Source organism: Bartonella sp. MM97QHHN (assembly GCF_042194285.1).
GTDB lineage: Bacteria > Pseudomonadota > Alphaproteobacteria > Rhizobiales > Rhizobiaceae > Bartonella.
Genome location: NZ_JBHIMS010000074.1, coordinates 23,673 through 46,142 on the forward strand (window position 1 = coordinate 23,673; position 22,470 = coordinate 46,142).

Below are 22,470 nucleotides of genomic sequence, written 5' to 3' on the forward strand. Positions count from 1 at the left end.
AGCTTGCGTTAGAAGTCCTAGTTTAATTTGAAGCAATGTAGTATTTTTTTAAGAAGAGATAGTTTATTTCTGCCTCTCTCTATTTTTTCATAAGCCTTTTTTCATGACCAAAGGTCACATCAGTAGTTTGCATGTGTTCATATTTTCTGAACACTCATGTTTGTTACAATGACTATTTTGTTTAGGGGAAAAAACGCGCTCTCCCATAGCGCTGTAGTGAGCAACCTATATGCGTAAGCGAGCTTTAAACACAACAAATTTCCATAACGAACATTGTCCACCAAGGAGTGCGTGGATTATAATTAACTTTTTTCTGATAAGATTTGCAGTAGAATATTGTCTTGATTTTTAAATAGCGCTTAAGAGGACGCTTTATCAATAATGGTCAATGGGATTATAGCTCCCATGATCTCTTCGCCAATCTTCTGGTTGTTGAAATTGGCTCGACCATAAACCGTTTTGTGCTTTTTGAGCAGCAGATTGTAGAGTTTTATAGTCTGCTGGGGATGGAAAATGATGCTGATCTTTTGTCAACACCATCAACCCTTCTGCCAGCCCCAAACGTGCCAGATCAACCCCATCTACAAAACATTGTGCATAATGAACCTGTTGAATGACACGTGCTTGCCGACAAGTAACATTTTTATCGATTGTTTTTGAGACAAGCCAAGCAGTAACAAAAGCACCACATGGCCACTTAACTCCGTTGCGTAAGGCAAATTGCCTCATTTCACAGCTTTCCACACCATATAAGCGGATATCACGGATAATCTTTTTTCTCCATCCATCATCCACGAGCGTGATCATTTTAAAGGTCACACCACTTGTGACCTGTATAGCACCGGAATAGACCGGCACATTTTCTTCATAAAATTGTGATGCGATTGGTTCTGGATGCAATACCACATTTTGTTGGATTGCGTCTTGTTGGTTTGCATAATCTATCAATTGTGACTTCGGATTTTGAACGGGGTTTTCTATTGTCTTTTCTGTTCCTTTTAAAAAAGAATTTTGAGTAAGTTGTTCATTATTTTTAATTAAATAAAAGTATCCTAAAATAATAATAAAAATTAAGACAATATATTTAGGCGCTTCTCGAAGATATTTTAAAAGTATCATTTTGAATATTACTATATTTTTTGTTCATTAAATTAATAAAAGATTAAATATTATTAATTTATCGATAGAAAAATTTATTTTTTTCATTTATATGATTCCTAAATAATATTTTGAATATTAATTTTTCTATCAACTTAAACATAAAGCGGGGAATTTTTCATGAAAAACATGAATAATTTGTTCAGTTGTGAACATACCTTACAAAAAACTATTCTATCCAACACCCAAAAGAAATGGTTAACAACAGCATTGATGCTGTTTATTGCCTTCATCGCACTGAGTGAGCCAGCATTTGCCGCAGGTGACTTTGGTAAAGTTGACGATGCGCTTAAAAAAATAATTGAAGCTTTAACAGGAAACATTGCAAAATCGATTGCGACGATTGCGGTTGCTGGTATTGGGCTTGCATGGATTGCTGGTTATGTTGAAATGCGTAAAGCTTTTTTTGTTTGTGTTGGCATCGGCATTGTTATGGGTGCATCGCAAATCGTATCAATGCTTTCCTAATTAAACTTTGCCTTTCAAAGCCATGAAAGAGCACGATAAGCTAACAGAAGATACGTTATTTCTTGCTTGCACGCGCCCTGCAATGATTGCGGGCGTGACGGTGGAAGCTATGGGATTAAATGGGATAGGAACGATGATATTGTTCATTATGGCGGGCAATATTTTTCTTCTAACCTTTGGTGTGATGCTGCATTTCATATTCAAGGAAATCCTAAAGCATGACCATAACAAATTTCGTATTCTTCTGACATGGCAAAAGACATCTATTTTTGCCAGAAATTCGAGTCTATGGGGTGGGGGAAGTATTTCTCCATTACGATTAATTCGTAATTATGAGGAATTATAATGAATAGAACAGAGCGCAAACGTGAAAAGCAGCCAGAGGCGATTATCCCTTACGTGCGCCATGTCAACAAACACATCATTGCGCTGGATTCACGCGCTCTCATGAGCGTTATTAAACTTGAAGGCATTAACTTTGAGACAGCGGATATTATTGATCTGAATGTGCTTCACGAACAACTCAATAATCTTTTTAAAAACATAGCGGATGAACGGATAGCGCTTTATAGCCATATTATCAGAAAGCGTGAAACGATTTATCCGGATGGGACTTTCAGATCGGCATTTGCCAAGCAATTAGATGATAAATATCGCGAGCGGATGGTTTCACAGGAGCTTTATCGCAATGATCTTTATCTTTCGATTTTGTGGAATCCACACGTTGATCAAACGGATAAATTAGTGGAATTTTTCAAACGTTTAGGCAAAGCCAAGCAAGAAAAGACAGAAGTTGATGCAGAGTCCATTCGCAAGCTTGAAGATATTACCACAGATCTTATTCAAAATTTAGAGCGTTATGGTGCAAAAAGACTGAGCCTTTATGAACATGAAGGTAATATTTATTCGCAGCAAAGTGAGTTTATCCACCAATTGGTGGGAGGTCGTCGTGAACGGATCCCTCTCACATGGGGGACGATAGCTTCGACTGTTTACTCAGACCGTCTCATTTTTGGGAAAGAGATCATAGAAATACGCACCGAGGCGGCACAGCGGTTTGCGGGCATGTTTGGTTGGAAAGAATATCCAGCAAAAACCAGGGTAGGCATGGCGGATGGTTTGCTCACCCTTCCCTTTGAGTTTATTTTCACCCAATCTTTTGTTTTCAAGAGCAAAAACATTGCCAAGCAAATTATGGGGCGCAAACAAAACCAAATGGTCAATGCAGGAGATCGAGCAGGTTCACAAATTATGGAACTGGATGATGCGCTTGATGATCTTGAATCCAATCGTTTTGTTTTAGGGGAACATCATTTATCATTGGCAGTTTTTGCTGATACGCCGCAAGAATTAGCGGATAATCTTGCAAAAGCGCGTTCTCGTCTTACAGATGGTGGGGCTGTGATTGCGCGGGAAGATTTAGGGTTAGCGGCGGCTTGGTGGGCACAATTGCCTGGCAATTATGCTTATCGCACCCGCTCTGGTGCAATAACAAGCCGCAATTATGCAGCGCTTTCTCCATTTCATTCTTTTCCGGTTGGAAAAATAGATGGCAATGTGTGGGGACCAGCGATAGCTTTGATGAAAACCTCTGCTGGTTCACCGTTTTATTTTAACTTTCACTTTGGTGATTTAGGCAATACGTTTGTTTGTGGTCCCTCTGGTTCTGGGAAAACGGTTATTGTCAATTTTCTTTTAGCGCAACTTCAAAAGCATGATCCCAATATGGTCTTTTTTGACAAAGATCGGGGTGCAGAACTTTTTGTCAGAGCGGGTGGCGGCACTTATATGCCCTTGAAGAATGGTAGACCGACAGGCATAGCACCGCTAAAAGGCTTAGACTATAACAATCCAGCAGATAGAGTTTTTTTACGCCAATGGATTATCAAGCTTGTTTCGTCTGAAGATCAAAAGATCAGTGAATCAGAAAGACAAGATATTTCTGCTGCTGTTGACCAACTTGCCTTATTACCCAAAGAACAACGGACGATCTCTGCCTTACAAATGTTTTTTGACACCACGCATAGGGAGGGGATATCGGGTCGTTTAGAAAGATGGTGTAAAGGCAATGCCTTAGGGTGGGTTTTTGACAATCCTGATGACGACATTGGCATTGATGCAAAATTTATTGGTTATGACATGACGGATTTTTTAGACAATAATGAAATTCGTCCACCATTGATGATGTATCTTTTTCATAGAATTTTATCTCTGATTGATGGGCGTCGTATTATCATTGTCATTGATGAATTTTGGAAAGCCTTAGAGGATGATTCCTTTAAAGCCTTTGCGCAAGACAGGCTGAAAACTATTCGTAAACAAAATGGTTTGATGTTGTTTGCAACGCAATCTCCCAAAGATGCGATCAATTCGACCATTGCTCACACCATTATAGAGCAATGCCCCACACAAATTTATTTTCCTAATCAAAAGGGCAATCATGGGGATTATGTAGAAGGTTTTAAATTATCGGACAGAGAATTTAACCTGATACAATCAGAATTAAGCCGTGAGTCACGGCGTTTTCTCATCAAACAAGGACAAAGTTCAGTTGTAGCAGAACTAAATTTACGCGGCTTTGATGATGAAATAGCCATTTTAAGTGGCACCACCAAGAATATTGAACTCCTAGAGACCATTATGGATGAAGTTGGACAATCTCCAGAAAAATGGCTTCCTATTTTTCAAGAAAGGTCAAAGCAATGAAAAAACTTTTATTGGCAACAGCCGTCTATGCAGCTTCATTTGGCTTTCAAACAAATGCCTTTGCCATCGTGGTATTTGATCCCACAGCTGCTGCTAACATGGGAGAACAAATTCGGAACAGCATGCAACAACTTAACAAATTGCAAGAACAAGTTCAACAAGGCAAACAACAGCTTGACCAATTAAAGAGCCAACTCGATCAAGCGAAACAATTATATAACTCCTTAAATGTCAAGCCTGACATTTCGGGATTGAAAGAGATGTTTAACAAGCAAGGGAGCAGTGGCGCCCTTCCTTCAGACTTTAACCACTTTCAACAATCGATGGGCAGCGGCGGTGGCGGCGGTGGCGGCGGTGGTGGCAGCAAAAACACGCAAAAATGGCAAGAAGAACTCTTATACAAAGAGCCCGCGGGGGGCGCTGGATCAAAAGAGGCAGCAGATGCTTTTTACGCACAAGAAGTGAAAAAAGCGCAACAGAACACGATAGGACAAGCGGCAAAAGGCCAAGATGTCTACGAAGAAGCCAGTGAAACACAAAAAACCATTAACAAGCTCCTTGATGAACTTGGAAGTACTAAAGATGCGGGTAAAATTCAAGGCATTCAAGCACAATTATCAGCGATACAAGCAAAACTCCAAACACAAGTTCTCCAAATGCAAGCCGCCGCAATGATTCAACAAGCGGAGTACAAAGCTGCCGAACAACGAGCTTACGAAGAATTTGCAGCGCGATATGCAGATTATGCCAAAAAACTGCGTGGTCAATAAACGAAAAAAAGAGGGGCTTGAACATGAACAAGATCATCATAACAACATTGCTACTTTGCACAGGGCTCATCACCGCTGGATGTGAAAAAACCTACAGCGTCGCAGAATTTAAAAAAGATAAAAAATTATTTGAAGAATGGGCTGTGAGATGTGGATGGTCAGGAACTTCAAAAAATTGTGAAAATGTAAGAGTAGCCGATCACGAACTTGCGGCAGAACGCAGGAAAAAGGCTGAAGAAGAATGGGAAGCTGAAAAAAAAGCAAGAGAACAAGCCGAACGAGAAGCAGAAGAGCGCGCTAAAGCAAAACAACAACAGGACAGTCATTAATCATGAATAAAATTCTCATAACAACATTACTGCTTTGCACAGGGCTCATCACCGCTGGATGTGAAAAAACCTATAGCGTCGCTGAATTTAAAAAAGATAAAAAATTGATGGAAGAGTGGGATGCTAGATGTGGATTCGCAGGAACTTCAAAGAATTGTGAAAACATGCGGTTAGCATTTTTAGAACTTCAGAAAGAATATGAAGCAAAAGAAGCAGAAAGAAGTCGTAAAATTGCAGAAGAAAATCGCAAAAGATATGAAGAATTTGAAGCTGAACAAAAAGCCAGACTTGAAAAAATGAGAGCTAATACTAAGAAAATACTAGCTGAACAAGAAGCAAAACGACGTGCTGAGGAAGAACAAGAAGCAAAAGAGCGCGCGGCAGAAGAACAACAGAATAATAATTAAGACATAATGAAGAGCGGAGCATCTCAATGGCAGTAGAAAGCAAAGGCATATTTTCTTATATCGACAATATGTTGATGGAGCCCCTCACAGAGACAATGGATAGCACCATTACACATCGCTATTGCGCTTTAGCTGCTCAACTTAAAGAACCTTACAGACTATACAATAGATTTATGGCAAGATTATGTCGCTGCCCTAGATTTATCATCACTGGTTATAAAAACCGATAACCTAGCATAATTTAAAAATTGTGCTCAAACCTTGTAAAACTGAAAGGAAAAAGGGGAAATATTGATGAATAAAGTTCTCATAACAACATTGCTACTTTGCACAGGGCTCATCACAGCTGGATGTGAAAAAACCTACAGCGTCGCAGAATTTAAAAAAGATAAAAAATTGATGGGAGAGTGGAATGCGAAATGTGGATTTGCAGGAACTTCAAAAAATTGTGAAAACCTAAGATTAGCACAACTTGAACTTCAAAAGGAATATGAAGCAAAAGCTGAAGAGAGAATTAGGGAACACAACGAAAACATGCGTAAAGCGCAGGAAGAATTTGAAGCCGAAATGCGAGCTGAACATGAAAGAAGGCAAGCCGAAATAGCAAAAAAAGAAGCTGAACTAGAAAAAAGAAAGGCTGAAGAAAAAGCAAAAGAACAAGCCGAGCGAGAATCAGAAGAGCGCGCTGAAGAAAAACAAAAAGCAAAACAACAAAATAACGATTAAATTATAAAAACACACAATGAATAGCGGAGCATCTAAATGGCAGTAGAAAGCAAAGGCATATTTTCTTATATCGACAATATGTCGATGGATCCCCTTACAAAGACAATGGATAGCACCACTACACATCACTATTGCGCTTTAGCTGCTCAACTTAAAGAGCTTCGTACACTCTATAATATATTTATGGCAACATTATGTCTGTGCCCTAGATTTATCATCACTGGTTATAAAAAACCGATAACACAAGCATAATTTAAAAATTGTGCTCAAACCTTGTAAAACTGAAAGGAAAAAGGGGAAATATTGATGAATAAAGTTCTCATAACAACATTGCTACTTTGCACAGGGCTCATCACTGCTGGATGTGAAAAAACCTATAGCGTCGCAGAATTTAAAAAAGATAAAAAATTGATGGAAGAGTGGAATGCTAAATGTGGATTCGCAGGAACTGCAAAAAATTGTGAAAACTTAAGATTAGCACAACTTGAACTTCAAAAGGAATATGAAGCAAATGCTGAAGAGAGAATTAGGGAACACAACGAAAACATGCGTAAAGCGATGGAAGAATATCGAGCCGAACTACGAGCTAGACATGAAAAATGGAAAATTGATTTTGAAAAAAGGCAAGCTGAAATAGAAAAAAGAAAGGCTGAAGAAAAAGCAAAAGAACAAGCCGAGCGCGAAGCAGAAGAGCGCACTAAAGCTAAACAACAACAGAATAATAATTAAATCAGAAATAATCGTATTTGCAAAAATTAGATAGAATGGACGTGCAATGGCATTCGAAAAAATAGATTTCTTTACCACGGCAGAAAATATGTTAATAGAACCTATTATGCAAATAATGAACGAAACCACCGCAAATCTCTCATCGGGTTTAAGTGCTCCGCTTAAAGCATCATGTACAATCTACATTATATTTATGGGGTACAATATCATCTCAGGGCGTTCTTCCATGCCACTGTGGGAATTTATAGTGACAGCTTTCAAACTTGGCATCATTGTTTCACTCGCCACAAACGCTGCTCTTTATAATGAGTGGGTCGGGGATTTATTTTTCAATAGTCTTCCTAATGCCATTGCACATGCCACACAAGGTACAATACACTCAGATAAAAATATATGGGATGATCTGTTAAACAAAGCTGTTGCACATGTTTTTGATGAAGCAAAATCTGCATCATGGCTTGCATTGGGTGCGTATCTTGTTGCTTGGATAGTTGGTTTTGCCTGTTACGTGATTGCTGCTGTTTTTTGCATAATTGGTTTTATCGTCACAATGTTTGCTAAGCTGGGTTTATTTCTCGTCATATCAGTAGGACCGCTCTTCATAAGCCTCTATATGTTTTCATCAACAAGAAGGTTTACAGAGGCATGGTTAGGACAAGTTGCAAACTTCATCATACTTCAGATATTAGTCATCTTGCTTGGTGGTATGTATGTCAAACTTGCACTGAAAATCTTTACAACAAACATTGTAGATATCATGTTTTCCTTTGGCGCATTTATGGTGGTTGGCCTTGGTGGTATTTTTCTTTTCTTCAATTTACCTAGCATGGCTTCCGCTTTAGCCTCTGGGGGTGCCTCCCTTACAGGCTCAGGAGGAGCTAAAACAATAACGAATGGTGTAAAAAAATTAGCATCACTATTAGCAAAGGCTTAAGTTCAAATGCGGGAATTTAAAAAAATTGGGGTCATCTTACCATTTCTCTTTCTCAGTGGCTGTGTGTCTTCACCAAACACACTGAAGTCACTCCCAAAGTGTGATGGATATTCTAAACGTCCACTCAACAGATCAATGTGGAATTGGGAAGGGAAAAAACCCACGCCCACGCCCATTATCATCAGTAACAACGCCCCTTCACCCCTAAAAGAAGGGAAGCTGGAAATGCTTCTGGCACAAAAACTAACGGATGAAGAAATCAAATCTTACAAAAATTGCGGGCAAAAAGCATGAAAGAAAAAGATATAGAACAATACATTGCTGAAGCACGCTCGTTCGATCAAGATCGCATGCTCGCCTCACGCCGCACCACCCGCGTCTCGCTTGCCATTGCCGGCATCGCAGTTGCTGTTGCAATAATGTCTTCTCTCGCGGTCATCACCCTCACACCCCTTAAAACCGTGGAACCTTTTGTCATCCGTGTGGACAATTCAACCGGCATCACTGAAGTTGTGGAAGCCTTAAAAGAAGGTCCCACCAATGTCGACGAAGCAATCACACGCTACTTTGCTGCAAAATATGTCCGCTCCCGTGAAGGCTTCACCACAGAAGAAACACAACACAACTTCCAAACCGTCTCCCTCCTCTCTTCTTCTGAAGAACAGGAAAGATTTGCCAGCTGGTATGGAGCAAGAAATCCCCAAAGTCCTCAAATTCTCTATAAACACGCCGCTGTTACAATAACAATAAAATCAATCTCCTTTATCAATGACGATGTTGCCCAAGTGCGTTACTACAGAACCATTCATGACAACGACAACAACAAAGAATTCATCACCCACTGGGTTGCAACACTTACCTTTGAATACATCAATGCCCCTATCTCTGTCCAAAACCGTTTGATAAATCCTCTAGGGTTTATTGTTAGTGAATATAGAACCGATCCGGAAGTGGTCAACTGATCATGACAAAAAAAATTCTTTTTCTCATTCTTAACATCGCTATTACCCTTTCTTTAACGCCTAGCCATGCCAGTATTTTTCCCACTCGTGCGCCAAGCGATAGCCGCATTCGCTTTATCAACTATGATGCCTATAATGTCACAAAAATTATTGGCTCCATACGCTCATCGGTACAAATAGAATTTTCTCCCAATGAAGAAATTGCCCATGTAGCGATTGGCAACAGCGTTGCATGGGAAGTCGCCCCTGCTGGCAATATTCTTTTCCTAAAAGCGCGGGAAGTCCAACCCATTACCAATCTCCAAGTCGTCACCACAAAGCTTGATGGCTCAAAGCGCTCCTATCAATTTGAACTCATGGTCAAAGATGGAGAAATTTCATCTGGACAAGAAACATATTTCCTTGTGAAATTTCGCTACCCACAAGAAGAAGCAGAACAAAGAAGACTCGCAGCCCTTATGCGACAAGAAAAACAACAAGCCCAGCGCATTGATAATGTCTTCAACGCTTCTGAAACCTACGGACCACGCAATTGGGCTTACACCGCTCAAGGCTCTATCACTCTTGAACCCTCCTCCGTTTATGACAATGGCAAAACCACAACATTTACATTTCCCGACAACCAAGAAATCCCTGCCATTTACATTGTCAGCAATGACGGTACAGAAGCGCTGGTTCCCAAAACCACAAGAGGCAACATGGTGATTGTCCATGCCATTAGCGCACGCTTCACCCTAAGACAGGGAAAAAACGTCCTATGCGTCTTTAACGAAGCCTATCAACCAAAAGGCACAAATCCAAATACCGGAACAACCTCACCATCTGTTGAACGTAAAATTGCATCAGATCTTTAAATAAGCGGGAATTGAAGGGGACAACACATGAGTGATAAACCAATCATCGAAGATCGCGGATCTATTGGGGATGGCAAAAACAATAGCGCCAAAACCGCTGGCAAAAAAATAGTTGTCGCAATCGCCTGTATAGGAATCTGCGGCTATGTGCTCTGGAACATCTTATCCACTCCCACAGAACAAAAAGACACCGCAAAAGCTCATAAAAAACAAGCACAAAACTTTCACAATTCCCTCGCCCCTTTAGAGCTTGCGCCCTCTGACCCGCGTGCCAACATAGCACCAATAACCTTACCACCCCCACAACCACTCGCACAAGAACCCAAAAAAGATGACCCACTACTTGATGCCGCAAGACGCGCCCCTGTTTTAGCTTTTGCCAAAGGTTCTAAATCTCAATTAAAAGACATTGTCAACACGACTCTCAACCCCTTTGAAAAATTCCATGCCCTCGAAAATCTCGCGAATGCGCAAAATTCTCCTGCCCTTCAAGACACACAAAATTTTGCAACCCTATTAAAGCCTACCAAAACAGAAGAAACAAAAGCAAAACTCATCGGCAATAGGAACTTTATCATCGCCATGGGAACCTCTATCCCCTGTATCTTAGAAACCGCATTAAACAGTGAGCAACCAGGCTTTGCAAGCTGCATCATCAACCGTGATATCCTCTCTGACAATGGGCGCGTTGTTTTGCTTGATAAAGGAACCCAAGTGATTGGCGAATACCGCGGAGGGATAAAACAAGGTCAATCTCGCCTCTTTGTGCTCTGGACAAGAGCAAAAACCCCAACCGGTGTCATCATCGACCTTGCCTCACCCGCAACCGACAGTTTAGGCAGAGCCGGTTTTGATGGCAACATCAACACCCATTGGTGGGAACGCTTTGGCTCTTCCCTTTTACTCACCGTTATTGATGGTGCCACAACAGTTTTAACAAATAAAATAGTAGGCAATTCCAATAAAGAAGGTTCAAACAACTCTGGAGGTGGCGGTTTTGAAGGCGCAAACAACACTGGAAAAGAGTCCGCCAGTATTGCTCTTGAAAATCAAATCAACATCCCTCCTACCTTAGAAAAATTTCAAGGCGAACTCGTCAACATTTTCGTAGCAAAAGATCTCGATTTTTCCTCTGTCTATAAACTAGTCGTAAAGAGCAAAAGAAATCGCTCTACTCCCAGCTATTCCTTTTTTCATTAAGCCAATAAAGTCACATTATGCCATCAGCAAAAAATGCAGAACGCGCCTCCATCGTTTTAACAAAATTAAAGATCTTAGATGACTTCCTCAATAATGACAATTTATTTGAAATTGTTATCAATCGCCCTGGCGAAGTAATCGTTGAGGGTCCCAATGGTTGGCAAACCCACATCTTAAAAGAGCTAACCTACAGCGAACTAGAAGGGATTGCAAAAGTTGTTGCTGCCTACACAACACAAAAAATCAGTGTAGAAAACCCCGTTCTCTCCGCAACACTGCCAAACAACGAACGCATACAAATTGTTATGCCTCCAGCTGTTGCAGCCAATACCATTAGCATGACCATTCGTAAACCTTCATCACGCACTTTTTCTCTTGAAAGTTTACATGAAAACAATCTGTTTTCTGTCGCCCAAAACACCAGTTTCACACCTACGCAACAAATGACAGAACGGTTATCCGAACTCTCTGATACAGACAAAGAGCTAACAGATCTCTTTATAGCCAAAGATTTTTGCACCTTTTTAGAAAGAGCCGTTATTACACAACAAAATATCTTAATATCGGGCAAAACCGGTTCCGGGAAAACAACCCTCTCCAAAGCTTTGATTGCAAAAATCCCTGACTATGAACGAATTCTCACCATTGAAGACACGCCAGAACTTGTCGTTCCGCACGCCAACAAAGTCCAACTTTTTTATTCAAAAGATAACCAAGGCTTAGCAAAAGCAGGCGCAAAAGAACTGCTTGAATCTGGCTTACGCATGCGCCCCGACAGAATCCTTCTACAAGAGCTGCGTGATGGTACAGCCTTTTACTATATCCGTAATGTTAATTCTGGTCACCCCGGCTCCATTACCACCGTCCACGCCTCAACAGCACTTGCAGCCTTTGAACAAATGACCCTTTTAGTCAAAGAAAGTGACGGTGGTGGTAATTTAGCACGCGATGATATCCGCGGCTTATTAATCTCGATGATAGATGTCATCATCCAATGCAAACGCCTTGAAGGAAAATTTCGTGTAACAGAAATTTATTACGACCCTTTCAAGCGCCGTGATGCTTTTTAAAAACTGTCGAAATCACTTAAATAAATCATTCATATCTTTCGCGAAATATACATCTTATCCTTTTTTACTCTTTTCAAAAGTTTTAAGCGTTTTCGCATTAGAAATAGACATATCAAACGGCAATCCTCTTTCATCAACAACTTTTGTCAAAGCAATCCGGATAAATCAGACACCGTAAGTCCTAAACTTGCTAATATTTCACCGGCTTCTTTTTTAATGTCCTATCTATGCGGGCTCGTACAACGTCTTTTGTCACACCCATATTACACACCCTTCTTTTGATTACCTCTCTTTTACCATATGGCTTAATAGGGCTTATACAGCATAAGGCTTTATTCTTGCCCTTACCGTATCATATCTATTGATCTTGCACGCGCTATTGCGTTGATTTTCTCCTGTTGTCTCTGTTGCAAAAACTTAACTGCCATTTGAAACTCTTTTATGTGTTCTTTATTATAAGACTGTTCTTTGGGGATTGCTTTTGATAAATCAAAACCATATTTATGAATGGCATCCTGTCCAAAACGTTTATCTAAAGCACTTTGTAGCTTTAAAAACTCTTGATTAACCTGCTCTGGTATCTTTGAATAACTATCACGACCAGCTTCAACATTTTTCATAAAAGTCACTGCTTCTTGTGAAAGCGAAGGTACTTCAACTTTCAATCGCTCACGCTCCCGTACAACCCTATTTACATGTGTCTCATAAGAATTCTTATAAAAGGCTTGAAGCTTTTTAATAGAAGAAAGTGCACGAGGAACATGAGAAAGCGCTTCTTTTCGTTCTTTTCCTGTAGATTTGAGTTTATCGATTAAACGATCTGACCCACGCAGTTCACCCGCTCTATCAGGTTCCCTTTCCAAAATATCAGGCAATTTATCGCCTTTACCTGCTAAAATCGTCTGCTCAATCTTGAGTGCGGCAGCTTGCGGATCTTTATAAATAGATGCTAAACGACTGTTTAACTCCTTAAACATATTAACATAAGATTTTTCATTCCTAAGAGCGCTAAGCGCTTTCTGTTCTAAATTAGAATTATCTATATAAGCCGCAAGGTATGGCTCTCGTTCTGTTGCTTTTGCAACAACATTCAAATCATTTTGTAATTGTTCAAGTTCTTCTTTTTGACGTTTAGCAAAACTTGTCTTTTCTCTATCCCAAGGAGTTTCAATCTTCTCTTTTTGTTGTTCCAAGCACTCTTTATTAAGATCAACGCCAAAAGCAATATTTTTGCCAATACCTTGAGAAACATCATCCCTTTTATTTTCTGTAAACTTGGTAAGGTTCTTATAGATGAGTGCAGACAGATATTCTGAATTACCAAAATGTGCTTTAATTGACGCACGTGTCATTTCTTGTCGCTCAATACCCTTCCAGTTGATATGATAACCAGCTTCACGAGCCAGTTGCACCATAAATTCACGCTTAGTACGCCCATTCCCCTCTCGAAACGGATGCAACGCATTCAACTCGCCCATGTAATATCCAGCCCTTTGGCTAAAGTCATAAGCGCCAAGACCACGCAGATACTGTTCTTTTGCAAGCTTTTGTGTAATCTTCGGTGCATAACTTTCAATCTGATTATAACTAGCAAATATACTATTACCTTTGGCAATATCCACTAAACGAATTTGTCCCGCCCATTCATATATGTCGCCAAACAGTCTTCTATGGATCTCTTTCATGTAATCCAGATCAAACTTACCACCAATAGGAGTATGTACAAATTCGAAAGATTTTACATAAGTAATAGTAGATTCTACACGCTGCAGTGTGGCTTTGTCTTTAATACCAAGCCGATTATACATCACACCAGTTTCAGGATCAGTATAAGAATCGCCGCTTCCCTTATACTTCTCCACGTCTTACACGCTCCATATAATCTTTGATGATATCACTTGTTTCGAGCTCTCCAATAATAACACGTTCCATTTGCTCAACGACTTTTGGATCTGGCTCTAATCCCTCTAAACGTTGGCTTGCCAATGCATTTTCAGCAGCAATGCGACGCAGCTTAATTTCCTCTTCACTCAACATATAAAACCCTCATTTGCTTACATTTATTATAGCCAAACAGACTATAGAAACAAGATTTTATTCCTTGTCTTACCCGCAATTACATCTTTTGACCTTGTACGCTCATACGCATGATTTAGCTCTTGTATACGTCTCTGTTGCAAAAACTTAACCGCCGTTTGAAGCTCTTTTATGCAATCTTTATCATGAGACTGTTGTTAAGGAATTTTTTTGATAGATCATAATTTGTTTGCATAACAAGCCAAGCACGTGCTGTGCTTACACCAAACATTTCAAGCCTAATAGCAAGATTAGCACTCATAGCGCGGCTTTTTCATTTAAAACTCTAGAAAGTGCTACACGAGATATACCAAGCCACTCTGCTGCTTCATTAAAGGATAAACCAAGCTCTTTGATCACATCTTCACGCAATAATTCACCGGGATGTGAAGGATTCTTCATCATTGTTTAGATCTCCTTTTTGATGATAATCTAGATAATCAACCATTTCGACATCTATGCTATCAAAGCGAAATATTACGCGACAATTTCCATTTACAGTAATTGACCAATAATCCTTGAAATCACCCTTTAGCAGATGTAATCAAAAGGATGGATAACTCAAAATCTTTTGGCGATACATCTACTTCAAGAGCACTTAGAATACGCTTTAATTTTTGAGCATGGGCGGTTCTAATCCCTTCAGTCGTACCAGTATTATAGAAGGCTTCAATCCTTTTATGTTTAAATCTTAAAATGATAAATGAATATAGAGTGTACCTCTCCAAGATACAAAAAATGTTCATTATTTTTACATCACATAGCTTTTTTTACTTTATAAACATTAGAACTATCGTGAAAAAAATTGATCATTCCCATCTCTTTCTCATTATTCTACTAATTATTGGAAAAGTATAAGTTCATAATTAGGAGGAGCTAAACGTAATAGGAGCGTATCATATCTCCAATTGGCAGCGGCACTTAGAAACATCAAGATGATATAACCACAATGACCATTGCTGTTTGATGTTCATGGGGCGCTGCACCCGCTGGATATCCAGTAAAAAGAATGAATAATACTAATAAACTCTCCCCCCTACAAACTCTGTTAAACTAATAACCGGTTTACGAATAAGTAAAAGAAAAAGGAAAATCAAAAAAAGGCATATTTTTCATATCTTACGAAATATAGAGAAATCTATACGCATTGTATTTATTAGAATTGGACTTTTCCCTTTTTTATTTAATTTGTTCGTAGATAGAGTATCCATTACCGTTATTACATCACTGAGTTAATAATCATACCTTTTGTAATTGCCAAAATCCCACATTATAATAATATCTTTATCAAAAGATGATCTGATAATTTTCTCAAAAAATTCAAGATTCCTCAAGTGCAGTACCCATGCGTACATCATGATGAATAATAACATCCATCAACTCTGTCACAACAGTGTCCAATACTTCTCGTGCATCGCCTTCAGCCATAAGGCGGATAACCGGTTCCGTTCCAGAAGCGCGGATCACCAGCCGTGCCTCTTTTCCCAACCGCTTCTCTGCTTGATTAATAGCCGTTTTGACGGGATTTTTTTTCAGGACATTTTTATTTTTAATCGTTACATTTTTTAAAATTTGCGGTACAGGTTCAAACCGTTTACACAATTGGCTCATAGGACTTTGGCTTTCCTTCATACAGGCTAAAACCTGCAATGCAGCCACCAAGCCATCACCCGTTGTACCAAAATCACTAAGCACAATATGCCCAGAAGACTCACCACCAACATTATATCCCTTTTGGCGCATGGCATCGACAACATAACGATCTCCAACTTTTGTCCTTACAAGGTGCAATCCTTTGCTATTCAAGAAACGCTCTAGTCCAAGATTTGACATAATCGTTGTGACAACACCATTGCACCGTAATCGTCCCATTTTATGCCAATTTTCAGCAATTACAGCAATCAACTGATCTCCATCAACCGTTTGTGCTTTTTCATCAACAATGAGAACACGATCTCCATCTCCATCAAGAGCAATCCCCACATCAGCACGCACTTCATGCACTTTTCGTTTTAAAGAGCTTAAATCGGTTGATCCACATTTTTGATTAATATTGGTCCCATTGGGCTCATCATGAATAGCAAAAACCTCAGCCCCCAATTCCCATAAAGCACGGGGAGCCGCTTTATAAGCAGCCCCATTGGCACAATCCACAACAATACGCACAGTATCTAAGCGAACATCACGCGGCAAAGTTCGTTTGGCATATTCAATATAACGATAAATATCTCCCTCAACCCGTTTTGCATAACCAATTTCGGCAGAACTTGCTAAAGACTTTGAAAGATCTGTATCGATCAATTGTTCAATTTTCGCTTCCATATCATCTGAAAGTTTAAAACCATCAGGACCAAAAAGTTTAATTCCATTATCATAGAACGGATTATGAGAAGCAGAAATCATCACCCCAAGATCTGCGCGCAAAGAGCGGCAAAGCATTGCAACAGCAGGTGTTGGCACTGGACCCAATAAAAAAGCTTCCATCCCCGCAGCAGTCAATCCTGAAACCAAAGCGTTTTCCAACATATAGCCAGATAATCGTGTATCCTTGCCAATCACCACACGATGAGATTGATGTTGTGAGCGAAATAAAACCCCTACCGCCATCCCCACCTTCATGGCAAAATCGGGTGTCATAGGAAATGAATTGGCTTTCCCCCGAATTCCATCTGTACCAAAATATTTTTGCACCATGCCTCTTTCCTTTAATATATAATTCTTCCCTTGGCTTTTCCTTAAAACCCTAACAAGCCCCCTTGGTACAATAGTCCTCCTCTCCCCGTATAAAATCAGATCATTGATCTTAAACCTTCATGCATTTAGACAATCAAGCCCCCTATTCACCATCTACACATCTAAACCACTCTCAAGCAATTATGTTTACACCCTTACACATAAAAGCAATATTATCTCCTCAAAATGCTCTATACATCCCTTTAACACAACCAACGGATAATCTCACACACTTGCTAAATCCGTAAAGAAACCCAGCACCAAACCTCATACCCTACCAAATCAGCAAGGAAATCTATCGCCTAACCTTACAACCCCTACCACATTAGAAAAGCAACAGTCCACCTCGCCTTGTAGCATGCTAAAGCCGTCATCATACAACGGCTTTGCTTAATTTTTTGCTTCCATATTTTTGCAAATATTACAAGAAAAGCGCAAACAAAACTTGCGCCTTTCTCAAAGAATTTAGAAGTTTTCCTAAAACATCGTCACTCAAGCGATATTAAACAGTTCTTATTTTTCTTTATCATGTCCCGCAGTATTGGACTTCTTTTCAGCATTACTTTTAGAGCGGTTGACTGATTTTGTGGTACCTTTTGTGCTTTGCGCTTTTTTCTCAGTCTCATCCGATTGCACTTCTTTAGACTGAGCCTCCTTAGGCTCAACATTACCGGATTTTGCTGTTTTTTTCCCAACAGCTACCTCTGCTTTACCTGCCTTGCCTTTATCGGTCTCTTCTTTATGAGGCACTGTTTTAGGGGCTGCTTCAGCATCTTTTTCATCTACCACTGTTATCTCTGCTCTGACCGTTCCAGTTTTTGGAACAGAAGCCCCCCGTGGCGCAGCACCCTCATCTTTCTGTGTGCGTGAAGGAGGCTTTCCTGCAATAACTTCGTTAATTTCAGCTCCCGTTAAAGTCTCATATTCCAACAAACCTTGTGCCAAAGCAAACCATTCTTTTCTTTTTGTTTTCAAAATGTTTGTCGCATTTTTATAGGCATCATCAATAAGCTTACGCACTTCCATATCAATCATGCGCGCTGTTTCTTCAGAAACATTTTGTGTTCGCGCAACAGAATGACCCAAAAAGACTTCATCTTGGTTATCGCCATAAGCTACATTTCCAAGCAGATCAGAAAATCCCCACCGTGTGATCATCGCGCGTGCTAATTTCGTCGCTTGCTCAATATCAGAAGAAGCACCGGAGGTGATATTTTCCTTTCCAAACTTTAATTCTTCAGCCACACGTCCACCCATCATAATGGCCAGACGAGAAATCATCCAGCGATAACTCATAGAATAGCGATCGCCTTCAGGCAATTGCATCACCATTCCCAATGCTCTTCCCCTTGGAACGATTGTTGCTTTGTGGACAGGATCAGCAACCGGCACATTAAGAGCCACAATAGCATGTCCTGCTTCATGATAAGCAGTGAGTTCTTTTTCCTCTTGTGTCATAGCGGTTGAACGACGTTCAGCCCCCATCATCACCTTATCTTTGGCATCTTCAAATTCTTGCATCGTGACAACTCTTTTATTACGGCTTGCAGCCATAAGAGCAGCTTCATTGACCAGATTCATCAGGTCCGCACCAGAAAATCCTGGTGTTCCTCTTGCCAAAATTTTCAAATCAACGTTGGGGGCTAAAGGCACATTGCGCACATGCACTTTCAAGATTTGTTCACGCCCAGAAACATCAGGGTTTGGCACAACAACTTGTCGGTCAAAACGCCCTGGTCTTAACAAAGCGGGATCAAGCACATCGGGACGGTTTGTTGCGGCAATAAGAATAATACTTTCATTGGGCTCAAACCCATCCATTTCGACAAGCAACTGGTTTAAGGTCTGTTCACGTTCATCGTTTCCACCGCCAAGACCAGCCCCCCTATGGCGTCCAACAGCATCAATTTCATCGATAAAGATAATACAAGGTGCATTTTTTTTAGCCTGTTCGAACATATCGCGCACACGGCTTGCCCCAACACCAACGAACATTTCAACAAAATCAGACCCTGAAATGGTAAAGAATGGCACATTGGCTTCACCGGCCACAGAACGTGCTAGCAAAGTTTTACCGGTTCCTGGAGGACCAACAAGCAAAACACCGCGTGGGATACGCCCCCCTAAGCGTTGAAATTTTTGTGGTTCGCGTAAAAATTCAACAATTTCTTGAAGATCTTGCTTTGCTTCTTCAACGCCAGCAACATCTTTAAAGGTAATACGTCCTTGCGCTTCATTAAGCAATCTTGCTTTCGATTTCCCAAATCCCATTGCACCGCGTGACCCATTTTGCATTTGCCGCATAAAAAAGACCCACGCCCCCACGATAATAATAACAGGCAATAAGGAAAAGAGGAGATTGAGGAAAATGCTATTTCCAGAGCTTTCAGGAATAGCTTTAACATTAACGTTTTTGCTTTCCAATTTTTGTATCAAACCTGGATCGCGAGGAGCATAGGTTGAAATAGCTCTATGTTCAATGGTTTTTCCTGTTAATTTTTGACCTTGAATGGTCACAGATTTCAACTCATTATTCTCAACTTTTTGCAAAAATTCAGAATAGGAGACTTCTCCACCACCAGAACGTTGGCTATCTCCATTAAAGAGAGAAAACGACACAATCAAAATCAAGGCAATAACTCCCCAAATAAGGAGAGAGCGGTAATTGGAATTCATATTCAGCCCACTTAATCAAATATAGATTTCAAACAGTTCCCCTTAACATATAACCTTGTCAGCCCCTTGCCAAGGGATGAGAAGCTGTTTATTTTCTTTTAAAGTAATTTTCCTTTATCTTTTCACCTCAATATTAAAAAAAGGTTCCACAACATTCACCAAGGCAGCATCTTCTCGTGAGGAAAGCCAATCGAAAGGTGCCATAATCCGCTTGACGATAACATGTTTATGAACAACTGCTTGAGAAAGCAACTCTGGAATATCATACCCTTTATGATTTGAGATCATCAGCAGCGATTGTAAAGAGGGAAAATGAGGCTTTTCAAGCTCAAAATCGCTATTTTTTAATAAAAATTTCAGCTGTTCTAAATTTGCGGCTCCAACCTTTATAGCCTCATATCCATGATTTGTGATATGATAGCGCCCATCCCATATAAAAGTTTTATCTGGCTCAATGATAGCCTCTTTCATATTTCGCCCTTCACGCCACAAAGAAATTCCCTGCTTGTTATATTCAATAACAGAGCCCGCATAAGTAAAACGCTTCTTTTCTGGAGAATCGAGACAGAGTTTTTGAACAAGCATGCTTAATTTCTGATTGGGGAGTAAATAAAATCCCCCTCCCATCAGCACAGCAAAGAGCCCCACCACGAAAGGAAAACTGGAATGTTTCTGTAAAAATAGCGCAGGCTTTGCTATGAAACAACGCCCATGTTGGACAGTAATATCCAGCGCTAAGATCAAATCAGCAATATTTTTTGCTTGTTGACGACGCTGCAATGCGGCTTCATTTATTTTTTGAACAATATAAGCCAATTTTTGTGGAGAAAGAGATTGACGCACGCGCACACGTTCAAAATTGCGATCTTCATTGGTTGGATCATCAATCCATGTTTGTCCTTGTAAACGTAAATAATTCCGTAATGTTTGGCGTTTTACACCAAGGAGTGGACGAATCAAACGCACTTTTCTATGCAACAACGCCTCACGCGGAATACAAGATAAACCACGTTCATAGAGGGGACCATAGTTTTTTTCGGCAATATTTTTTCTTGTTTGTCTGGTATGATCCTCATCACGTATACCCTCGGCTTCACCGCGCAAAAAACCGGCAAAACCGCCCGCAGAAACTCCATCACGCATAACAGCTTCACTATATAAAGCACCTCTATTCTTTTGGAGACGTTGATACCGCATTTGATAGGTTTCAACCTGATCATTGAGTGTATGGCCCGTCATAATAACTGATGCGCCTTGTTTTTGTGCTTCTTTAACCAAGAGATCATAGCGTGCAACACGCGCGCTAGAAGCAATATGCGTCTTTGGCTTTTCGCCTTCCCATCGCACAGTGATATGTTGAATATCATGGACACGACAAATTTTCGCAACAGTTTCTGCCTCACGCATCGATTCTTTACGCAATTGATGATCAACCGTGACAACAATCATTTCTGGAGGAAATACGAGAGTTTCCAAATGCTCTTTGACCAAAAACATCAAAGCCAAAGAATCACTTCCCCCTGAGACGGCAAGAATCAACTTCTGACATTGAATAAAATCCGATGTTTTAAAGAGATTTCTTGCCAGTCTAACGCACACCGAAAACGACCTCGCTGTTTATTTTGCAGGTTTACAAAAAACAGATGCTAATGTTTGTTGACGTTTTGATTTTTTCACAAAATGAGCACAATCGTCTTTATTTGGCTCAAGAGCGACCATACTTCTTGCTAATTTCAGCAAAATCTCGGAGGTATAGAGCTTCTTTTTATCTGCATACCATGCGGTAAGATAAACTTGTGCTGCTTCATGATAGCGTTTTTGCCCCAACAAAGATTCAGCCAACCAAAATAAAGCGTCATCACTCAAAGAATCTTTTTTGTAACGATTTTGAAAAGCGCAAAAGCTTTTTTCAGCATCAACATAGTTAGCAGAACGAATAAAATCATACCCTTCCTTATACAAAGCTTTAGAAGAAGAAAGATTGTCACTCTGATGTGCTTCAATTGGAGCACCTACTTCATGCGCTTTGTTAAAAGGTTGACTGTTTTCATGGTCATGGCTCTCCACCTTAGCTTCCACAGCAGCAACCTTTGTCTGATCACCTGTACTATGGTCCTGCTCCATCTCTTCTTTTACAGTCTGAGATTTTTCATCTACAGCAGACTTTTCAAAAGAACAAGAATAAACAGAAGAGGCTTCTGTATCAAAAAGCTCGTGAAACTGCTTGTTAACATTTTTTAGACTGTTATGCTCAAGCACCATTCGTATCTTATGCAAAAGCTTATCTAAATCATAATCTTTAAATAAAGCCTGTTGATTCTCTAAAATAATCCCTTGGTGCTCCGCAACACTAGTAGCTTTTTCCACCGCGCTAGATGCTGCTTTATCGGCTGCTTCAGGTGCTTCCTTCACAGCATCAACAGCCTTATTAACAGCGTCAGTGGCTTTTTCCGCCGCGCTAGATGCTGCTTTATCAGCTGCTTCAGGTGCTTCTTTCACAGCATCAACAGCCTTATTAACAGCGTCAGTGGCTTTTTCCACCGCGCTAGATGCTGCTTTATCAGCTGCTTCAGGTGCTTTCTTCACAGCATCAACAGCCTTATTAACAGCGTCAGTGGCTTTTTCCGCTGCATCAGATGCTGCTTTATCGGCTGCTTCAGGTGCTTTCTTCA

23 protein-coding genes and 2 pseudogenes are annotated in these 22,470 nt (G+C 40.2%); 16 read left to right on the top strand and 9 right to left on the bottom strand.

The features are described 5' to 3' along the window. Positions 1-375: 375 nt before the first annotated feature. On the bottom strand, positions 376-1,119 hold the full coding sequence (locus ACFIJW_RS04135) for a nuclease (RefSeq protein ID WP_375633397.1): 744 nt from the start codon (positions 1,117-1,119) through the stop codon (positions 376-378). A 159-nt stretch (positions 1,120-1,278) separates the two neighbouring features. Here ACFIJW_RS04135 and ACFIJW_RS04140 point away from each other — a divergent pair, with 159 nt between their 5' ends. The 16 genes from ACFIJW_RS04140 (at position 1,279) to virB11 (ending at position 12,313) form a co-directional block, all read left to right on the top strand. Beyond that, the gene (locus ACFIJW_RS04140; protein ID WP_375633398.1) at positions 1,279-1,626 is read left to right on the top strand and encodes a TrbC/VirB2 family protein; all 348 of its coding nucleotides are present in this window, start codon (positions 1,279-1,281) and stop codon (positions 1,624-1,626) included. 22 nt (positions 1,627-1,648) lie between these two features. Further along, positions 1,649-1,972 (top strand): type IV secretion system protein VirB3, encoded by a 324-nt coding sequence (locus ACFIJW_RS04145; RefSeq protein WP_375617900.1) that lies wholly within the window; start codon positions 1,649-1,651, stop codon positions 1,970-1,972. Further along, the gene (locus ACFIJW_RS04150) at positions 1,972-4,332 is read left to right on the top strand and encodes a VirB4 family type IV secretion/conjugal transfer ATPase (RefSeq protein ID WP_375633399.1); all 2,361 of its coding nucleotides are present in this window, start codon (positions 1,972-1,974) and stop codon (positions 4,330-4,332) included. Before ACFIJW_RS04145 ends, ACFIJW_RS04150 begins: the two co-directional genes overlap by 1 nt. After that, positions 4,329-5,102, top strand: coding sequence for a type IV secretion system protein (locus ACFIJW_RS04155; protein WP_375633400.1), 774 nt, complete (start codon positions 4,329-4,331; stop codon positions 5,100-5,102). Before ACFIJW_RS04150 ends, ACFIJW_RS04155 begins: the two co-directional genes overlap by 4 nt. A gap of 23 nt (positions 5,103-5,125) precedes the next feature. Next, on the top strand, positions 5,126-5,431 hold the full coding sequence (locus tag ACFIJW_RS04160; protein ID WP_375633401.1) for an EexN family lipoprotein: 306 nt from the start codon (positions 5,126-5,128) through the stop codon (positions 5,429-5,431). A 2-nt stretch (positions 5,432-5,433) separates the two neighbouring features. Continuing rightward, positions 5,434-5,838 carry an EexN family lipoprotein gene (locus tag ACFIJW_RS04165; RefSeq protein WP_375633402.1) on the top strand — a complete coding sequence of 135 codons (405 nt, stop codon included), beginning with the start codon at positions 5,434-5,436 and terminating at the stop codon, positions 5,836-5,838. A 26-nt stretch (positions 5,839-5,864) separates the two neighbouring features. Next, complete coding sequence (locus ACFIJW_RS04170) at positions 5,865-6,068, top strand: hypothetical protein (RefSeq protein ID WP_375633403.1); 204 nt, start codon at positions 5,865-5,867, stop codon at positions 6,066-6,068. Positions 6,069-6,132: 64 nt separating this feature from the next. After that, the gene (locus ACFIJW_RS04175) at positions 6,133-6,564 is read left to right on the top strand and encodes an EexN family lipoprotein (RefSeq protein ID WP_375633404.1); all 432 of its coding nucleotides are present in this window, start codon (positions 6,133-6,135) and stop codon (positions 6,562-6,564) included. Between the two features lie 36 nt (positions 6,565-6,600). Beyond that, on the top strand, positions 6,601-6,816 hold the full coding sequence (locus ACFIJW_RS04180; RefSeq protein ID WP_375633405.1) for a hypothetical protein: 216 nt from the start codon (positions 6,601-6,603) through the stop codon (positions 6,814-6,816). Positions 6,817-6,870: 54 nt separating this feature from the next. Next, positions 6,871-7,293 (top strand): EexN family lipoprotein, encoded by a 423-nt coding sequence (locus tag ACFIJW_RS04185; protein ID WP_375633406.1) that lies wholly within the window; start codon positions 6,871-6,873, stop codon positions 7,291-7,293. 46 nt (positions 7,294-7,339) lie between these two features. Further along, positions 7,340-8,227 carry a type IV secretion system protein gene (locus tag ACFIJW_RS04190; RefSeq protein ID WP_375633407.1) on the top strand — a complete coding sequence of 296 codons (888 nt, stop codon included), beginning with the start codon at positions 7,340-7,342 and terminating at the stop codon, positions 8,225-8,227. 6 nt (positions 8,228-8,233) lie between these two features. Beyond that, positions 8,234-8,521 carry a type IV secretion protein VblB7 gene (locus tag ACFIJW_RS04195; protein ID WP_375633408.1) on the top strand — a complete coding sequence of 96 codons (288 nt, stop codon included), beginning with the start codon at positions 8,234-8,236 and terminating at the stop codon, positions 8,519-8,521. Continuing rightward, positions 8,518-9,189 carry a virB8 family protein gene (locus tag ACFIJW_RS04200; protein WP_375620969.1) on the top strand — a complete coding sequence of 224 codons (672 nt, stop codon included), beginning with the start codon at positions 8,518-8,520 and terminating at the stop codon, positions 9,187-9,189. Before ACFIJW_RS04195 ends, ACFIJW_RS04200 begins: the two co-directional genes overlap by 4 nt. 2 nt (positions 9,190-9,191) lie before the next feature. After that, a complete protein-coding gene (virB9, locus tag ACFIJW_RS04205) occupies positions 9,192-10,043 on the top strand; it encodes a P-type conjugative transfer protein VirB9 (protein WP_375633409.1) in 852 nt (283 codons plus the stop codon). 27 nt (positions 10,044-10,070) lie between these two features. Further along, positions 10,071-11,243 (top strand): type IV secretion system protein VirB10, encoded by a 1,173-nt coding sequence (virB10, locus tag ACFIJW_RS04210; RefSeq protein WP_375633410.1) that lies wholly within the window; start codon positions 10,071-10,073, stop codon positions 11,241-11,243. A gap of 17 nt (positions 11,244-11,260) precedes the next feature. Beyond that, positions 11,261-12,313 (top strand): P-type DNA transfer ATPase VirB11, encoded by a 1,053-nt coding sequence (virB11, locus tag ACFIJW_RS04215; protein ID WP_375633411.1) that lies wholly within the window; start codon positions 11,261-11,263, stop codon positions 12,311-12,313. A gap of 344 nt (positions 12,314-12,657) precedes the next feature. Here virB11 and vbhT read toward each other — a convergent pair whose 3' ends face one another. The 8 genes and pseudogenes from vbhT to ACFIJW_RS04255 all read right to left on the bottom strand — a co-directional run. Continuing rightward, positions 12,658-14,175, bottom strand: a complete 1,518-nt coding sequence (vbhT, locus tag ACFIJW_RS04220; protein WP_375633412.1) for a type II toxin-antitoxin system protein adenylyltransferase VbhT — start codon at positions 14,173-14,175, stop codon at positions 12,658-12,660. Next, positions 14,162-14,350, bottom strand: coding sequence for an antitoxin VbhA family protein (locus tag ACFIJW_RS04225; protein WP_375633413.1), 189 nt, complete (start codon positions 14,348-14,350; stop codon positions 14,162-14,164). The genes vbhT and ACFIJW_RS04225 overlap by 14 nt, the downstream gene beginning before the upstream one ends. Before the next feature lie 169 nt (positions 14,351-14,519). Further along, a pseudogene (locus ACFIJW_RS04230) lies at positions 14,520-14,794 on the bottom strand (HigA family addiction module antitoxin). After that, a complete protein-coding gene (locus ACFIJW_RS04235; protein ID WP_375633487.1) occupies positions 14,766-14,927 on the bottom strand; it encodes a type II toxin-antitoxin system RelE/ParE family toxin in 162 nt (53 codons plus the stop codon). Before ACFIJW_RS04235 ends, ACFIJW_RS04230 begins: the two are co-directional and overlap by 29 nt. 782 nt (positions 14,928-15,709) lie before the next feature. Further along, positions 15,710-17,083 (bottom strand): phosphoglucosamine mutase, encoded by a 1,374-nt coding sequence (glmM, locus tag ACFIJW_RS04240; protein ID WP_375633414.1) that lies wholly within the window; start codon positions 17,081-17,083, stop codon positions 15,710-15,712. Positions 17,084-17,635: 552 nt separating this feature from the next. Then, a complete protein-coding gene (ftsH, locus tag ACFIJW_RS04245) occupies positions 17,636-19,798 on the bottom strand; it encodes an ATP-dependent zinc metalloprotease FtsH (protein ID WP_375633415.1) in 2,163 nt (720 codons plus the stop codon). 114 nt (positions 19,799-19,912) lie between these two features. After that, positions 19,913-21,397 (bottom strand): tRNA lysidine(34) synthetase TilS, encoded by a 1,485-nt coding sequence (gene tilS / locus ACFIJW_RS04250; RefSeq protein ID WP_375633416.1) that lies wholly within the window; start codon positions 21,395-21,397, stop codon positions 19,913-19,915. 18 nt (positions 21,398-21,415) lie between these two features. Then, positions 21,416-22,470 (bottom strand): annotated as a pseudogene (locus ACFIJW_RS04255) (tol-pal system protein); the annotation flags it as partial.

What these genes read in the sequence shown, in the direction of transcription:
- ACFIJW_RS04135 (WP_375633397.1), bottom strand. Translation starts at nt 1,119, where the DNA reads ATGATACTTTTAAAATATCTTCGAGAAGCGCCTAAATATATTGTCTTA.
- ACFIJW_RS04140 (WP_375633398.1), top strand. Translation starts at nt 1,279, where the DNA reads ATGAAAAACATGAATAATTTGTTCAGTTGTGAACATACCTTACAAAAA.
- ACFIJW_RS04145 (WP_375617900.1), top strand. Translation starts at nt 1,649, where the DNA reads ATGAAAGAGCACGATAAGCTAACAGAAGATACGTTATTTCTTGCTTGC.
- ACFIJW_RS04150 (WP_375633399.1), top strand. Translation starts at nt 1,972, where the DNA reads ATGAATAGAACAGAGCGCAAACGTGAAAAGCAGCCAGAGGCGATTATC.
- ACFIJW_RS04155 (WP_375633400.1), top strand. Translation starts at nt 4,329, where the DNA reads ATGAAAAAACTTTTATTGGCAACAGCCGTCTATGCAGCTTCATTTGGC.
- ACFIJW_RS04160 (WP_375633401.1), top strand. Translation starts at nt 5,126, where the DNA reads ATGAACAAGATCATCATAACAACATTGCTACTTTGCACAGGGCTCATC.
- ACFIJW_RS04165 (WP_375633402.1), top strand. Translation starts at nt 5,434, where the DNA reads ATGAATAAAATTCTCATAACAACATTACTGCTTTGCACAGGGCTCATC.
- ACFIJW_RS04170 (WP_375633403.1), top strand. Translation starts at nt 5,865, where the DNA reads ATGGCAGTAGAAAGCAAAGGCATATTTTCTTATATCGACAATATGTTG.
- ACFIJW_RS04175 (WP_375633404.1), top strand. Translation starts at nt 6,133, where the DNA reads ATGAATAAAGTTCTCATAACAACATTGCTACTTTGCACAGGGCTCATC.
- ACFIJW_RS04180 (WP_375633405.1), top strand. Translation starts at nt 6,601, where the DNA reads ATGGCAGTAGAAAGCAAAGGCATATTTTCTTATATCGACAATATGTCG.
- ACFIJW_RS04185 (WP_375633406.1), top strand. Translation starts at nt 6,871, where the DNA reads ATGAATAAAGTTCTCATAACAACATTGCTACTTTGCACAGGGCTCATC.
- ACFIJW_RS04190 (WP_375633407.1), top strand. Translation starts at nt 7,340, where the DNA reads ATGGCATTCGAAAAAATAGATTTCTTTACCACGGCAGAAAATATGTTA.
- ACFIJW_RS04195 (WP_375633408.1), top strand. Translation starts at nt 8,234, where the DNA reads ATGCGGGAATTTAAAAAAATTGGGGTCATCTTACCATTTCTCTTTCTC.
- ACFIJW_RS04200 (WP_375620969.1), top strand. Translation starts at nt 8,518, where the DNA reads ATGAAAGAAAAAGATATAGAACAATACATTGCTGAAGCACGCTCGTTC.
- virB9 (WP_375633409.1), top strand. Translation starts at nt 9,192, where the DNA reads ATGACAAAAAAAATTCTTTTTCTCATTCTTAACATCGCTATTACCCTT.
- virB10 (WP_375633410.1), top strand. Translation starts at nt 10,071, where the DNA reads ATGAGTGATAAACCAATCATCGAAGATCGCGGATCTATTGGGGATGGC.
- virB11 (WP_375633411.1), top strand. Translation starts at nt 11,261, where the DNA reads ATGCCATCAGCAAAAAATGCAGAACGCGCCTCCATCGTTTTAACAAAA.
- ACFIJW_RS04225 (WP_375633413.1), bottom strand. Translation starts at nt 14,350, where the DNA reads ATGTTGAGTGAAGAGGAAATTAAGCTGCGTCGCATTGCTGCTGAAAAT.
- glmM (WP_375633414.1), bottom strand. Translation starts at nt 17,083, where the DNA reads ATGGTGCAAAAATATTTTGGTACAGATGGAATTCGGGGGAAAGCCAAT.
- ftsH (WP_375633415.1), bottom strand. Translation starts at nt 19,798, where the DNA reads ATGAATTCCAATTACCGCTCTCTCCTTATTTGGGGAGTTATTGCCTTG.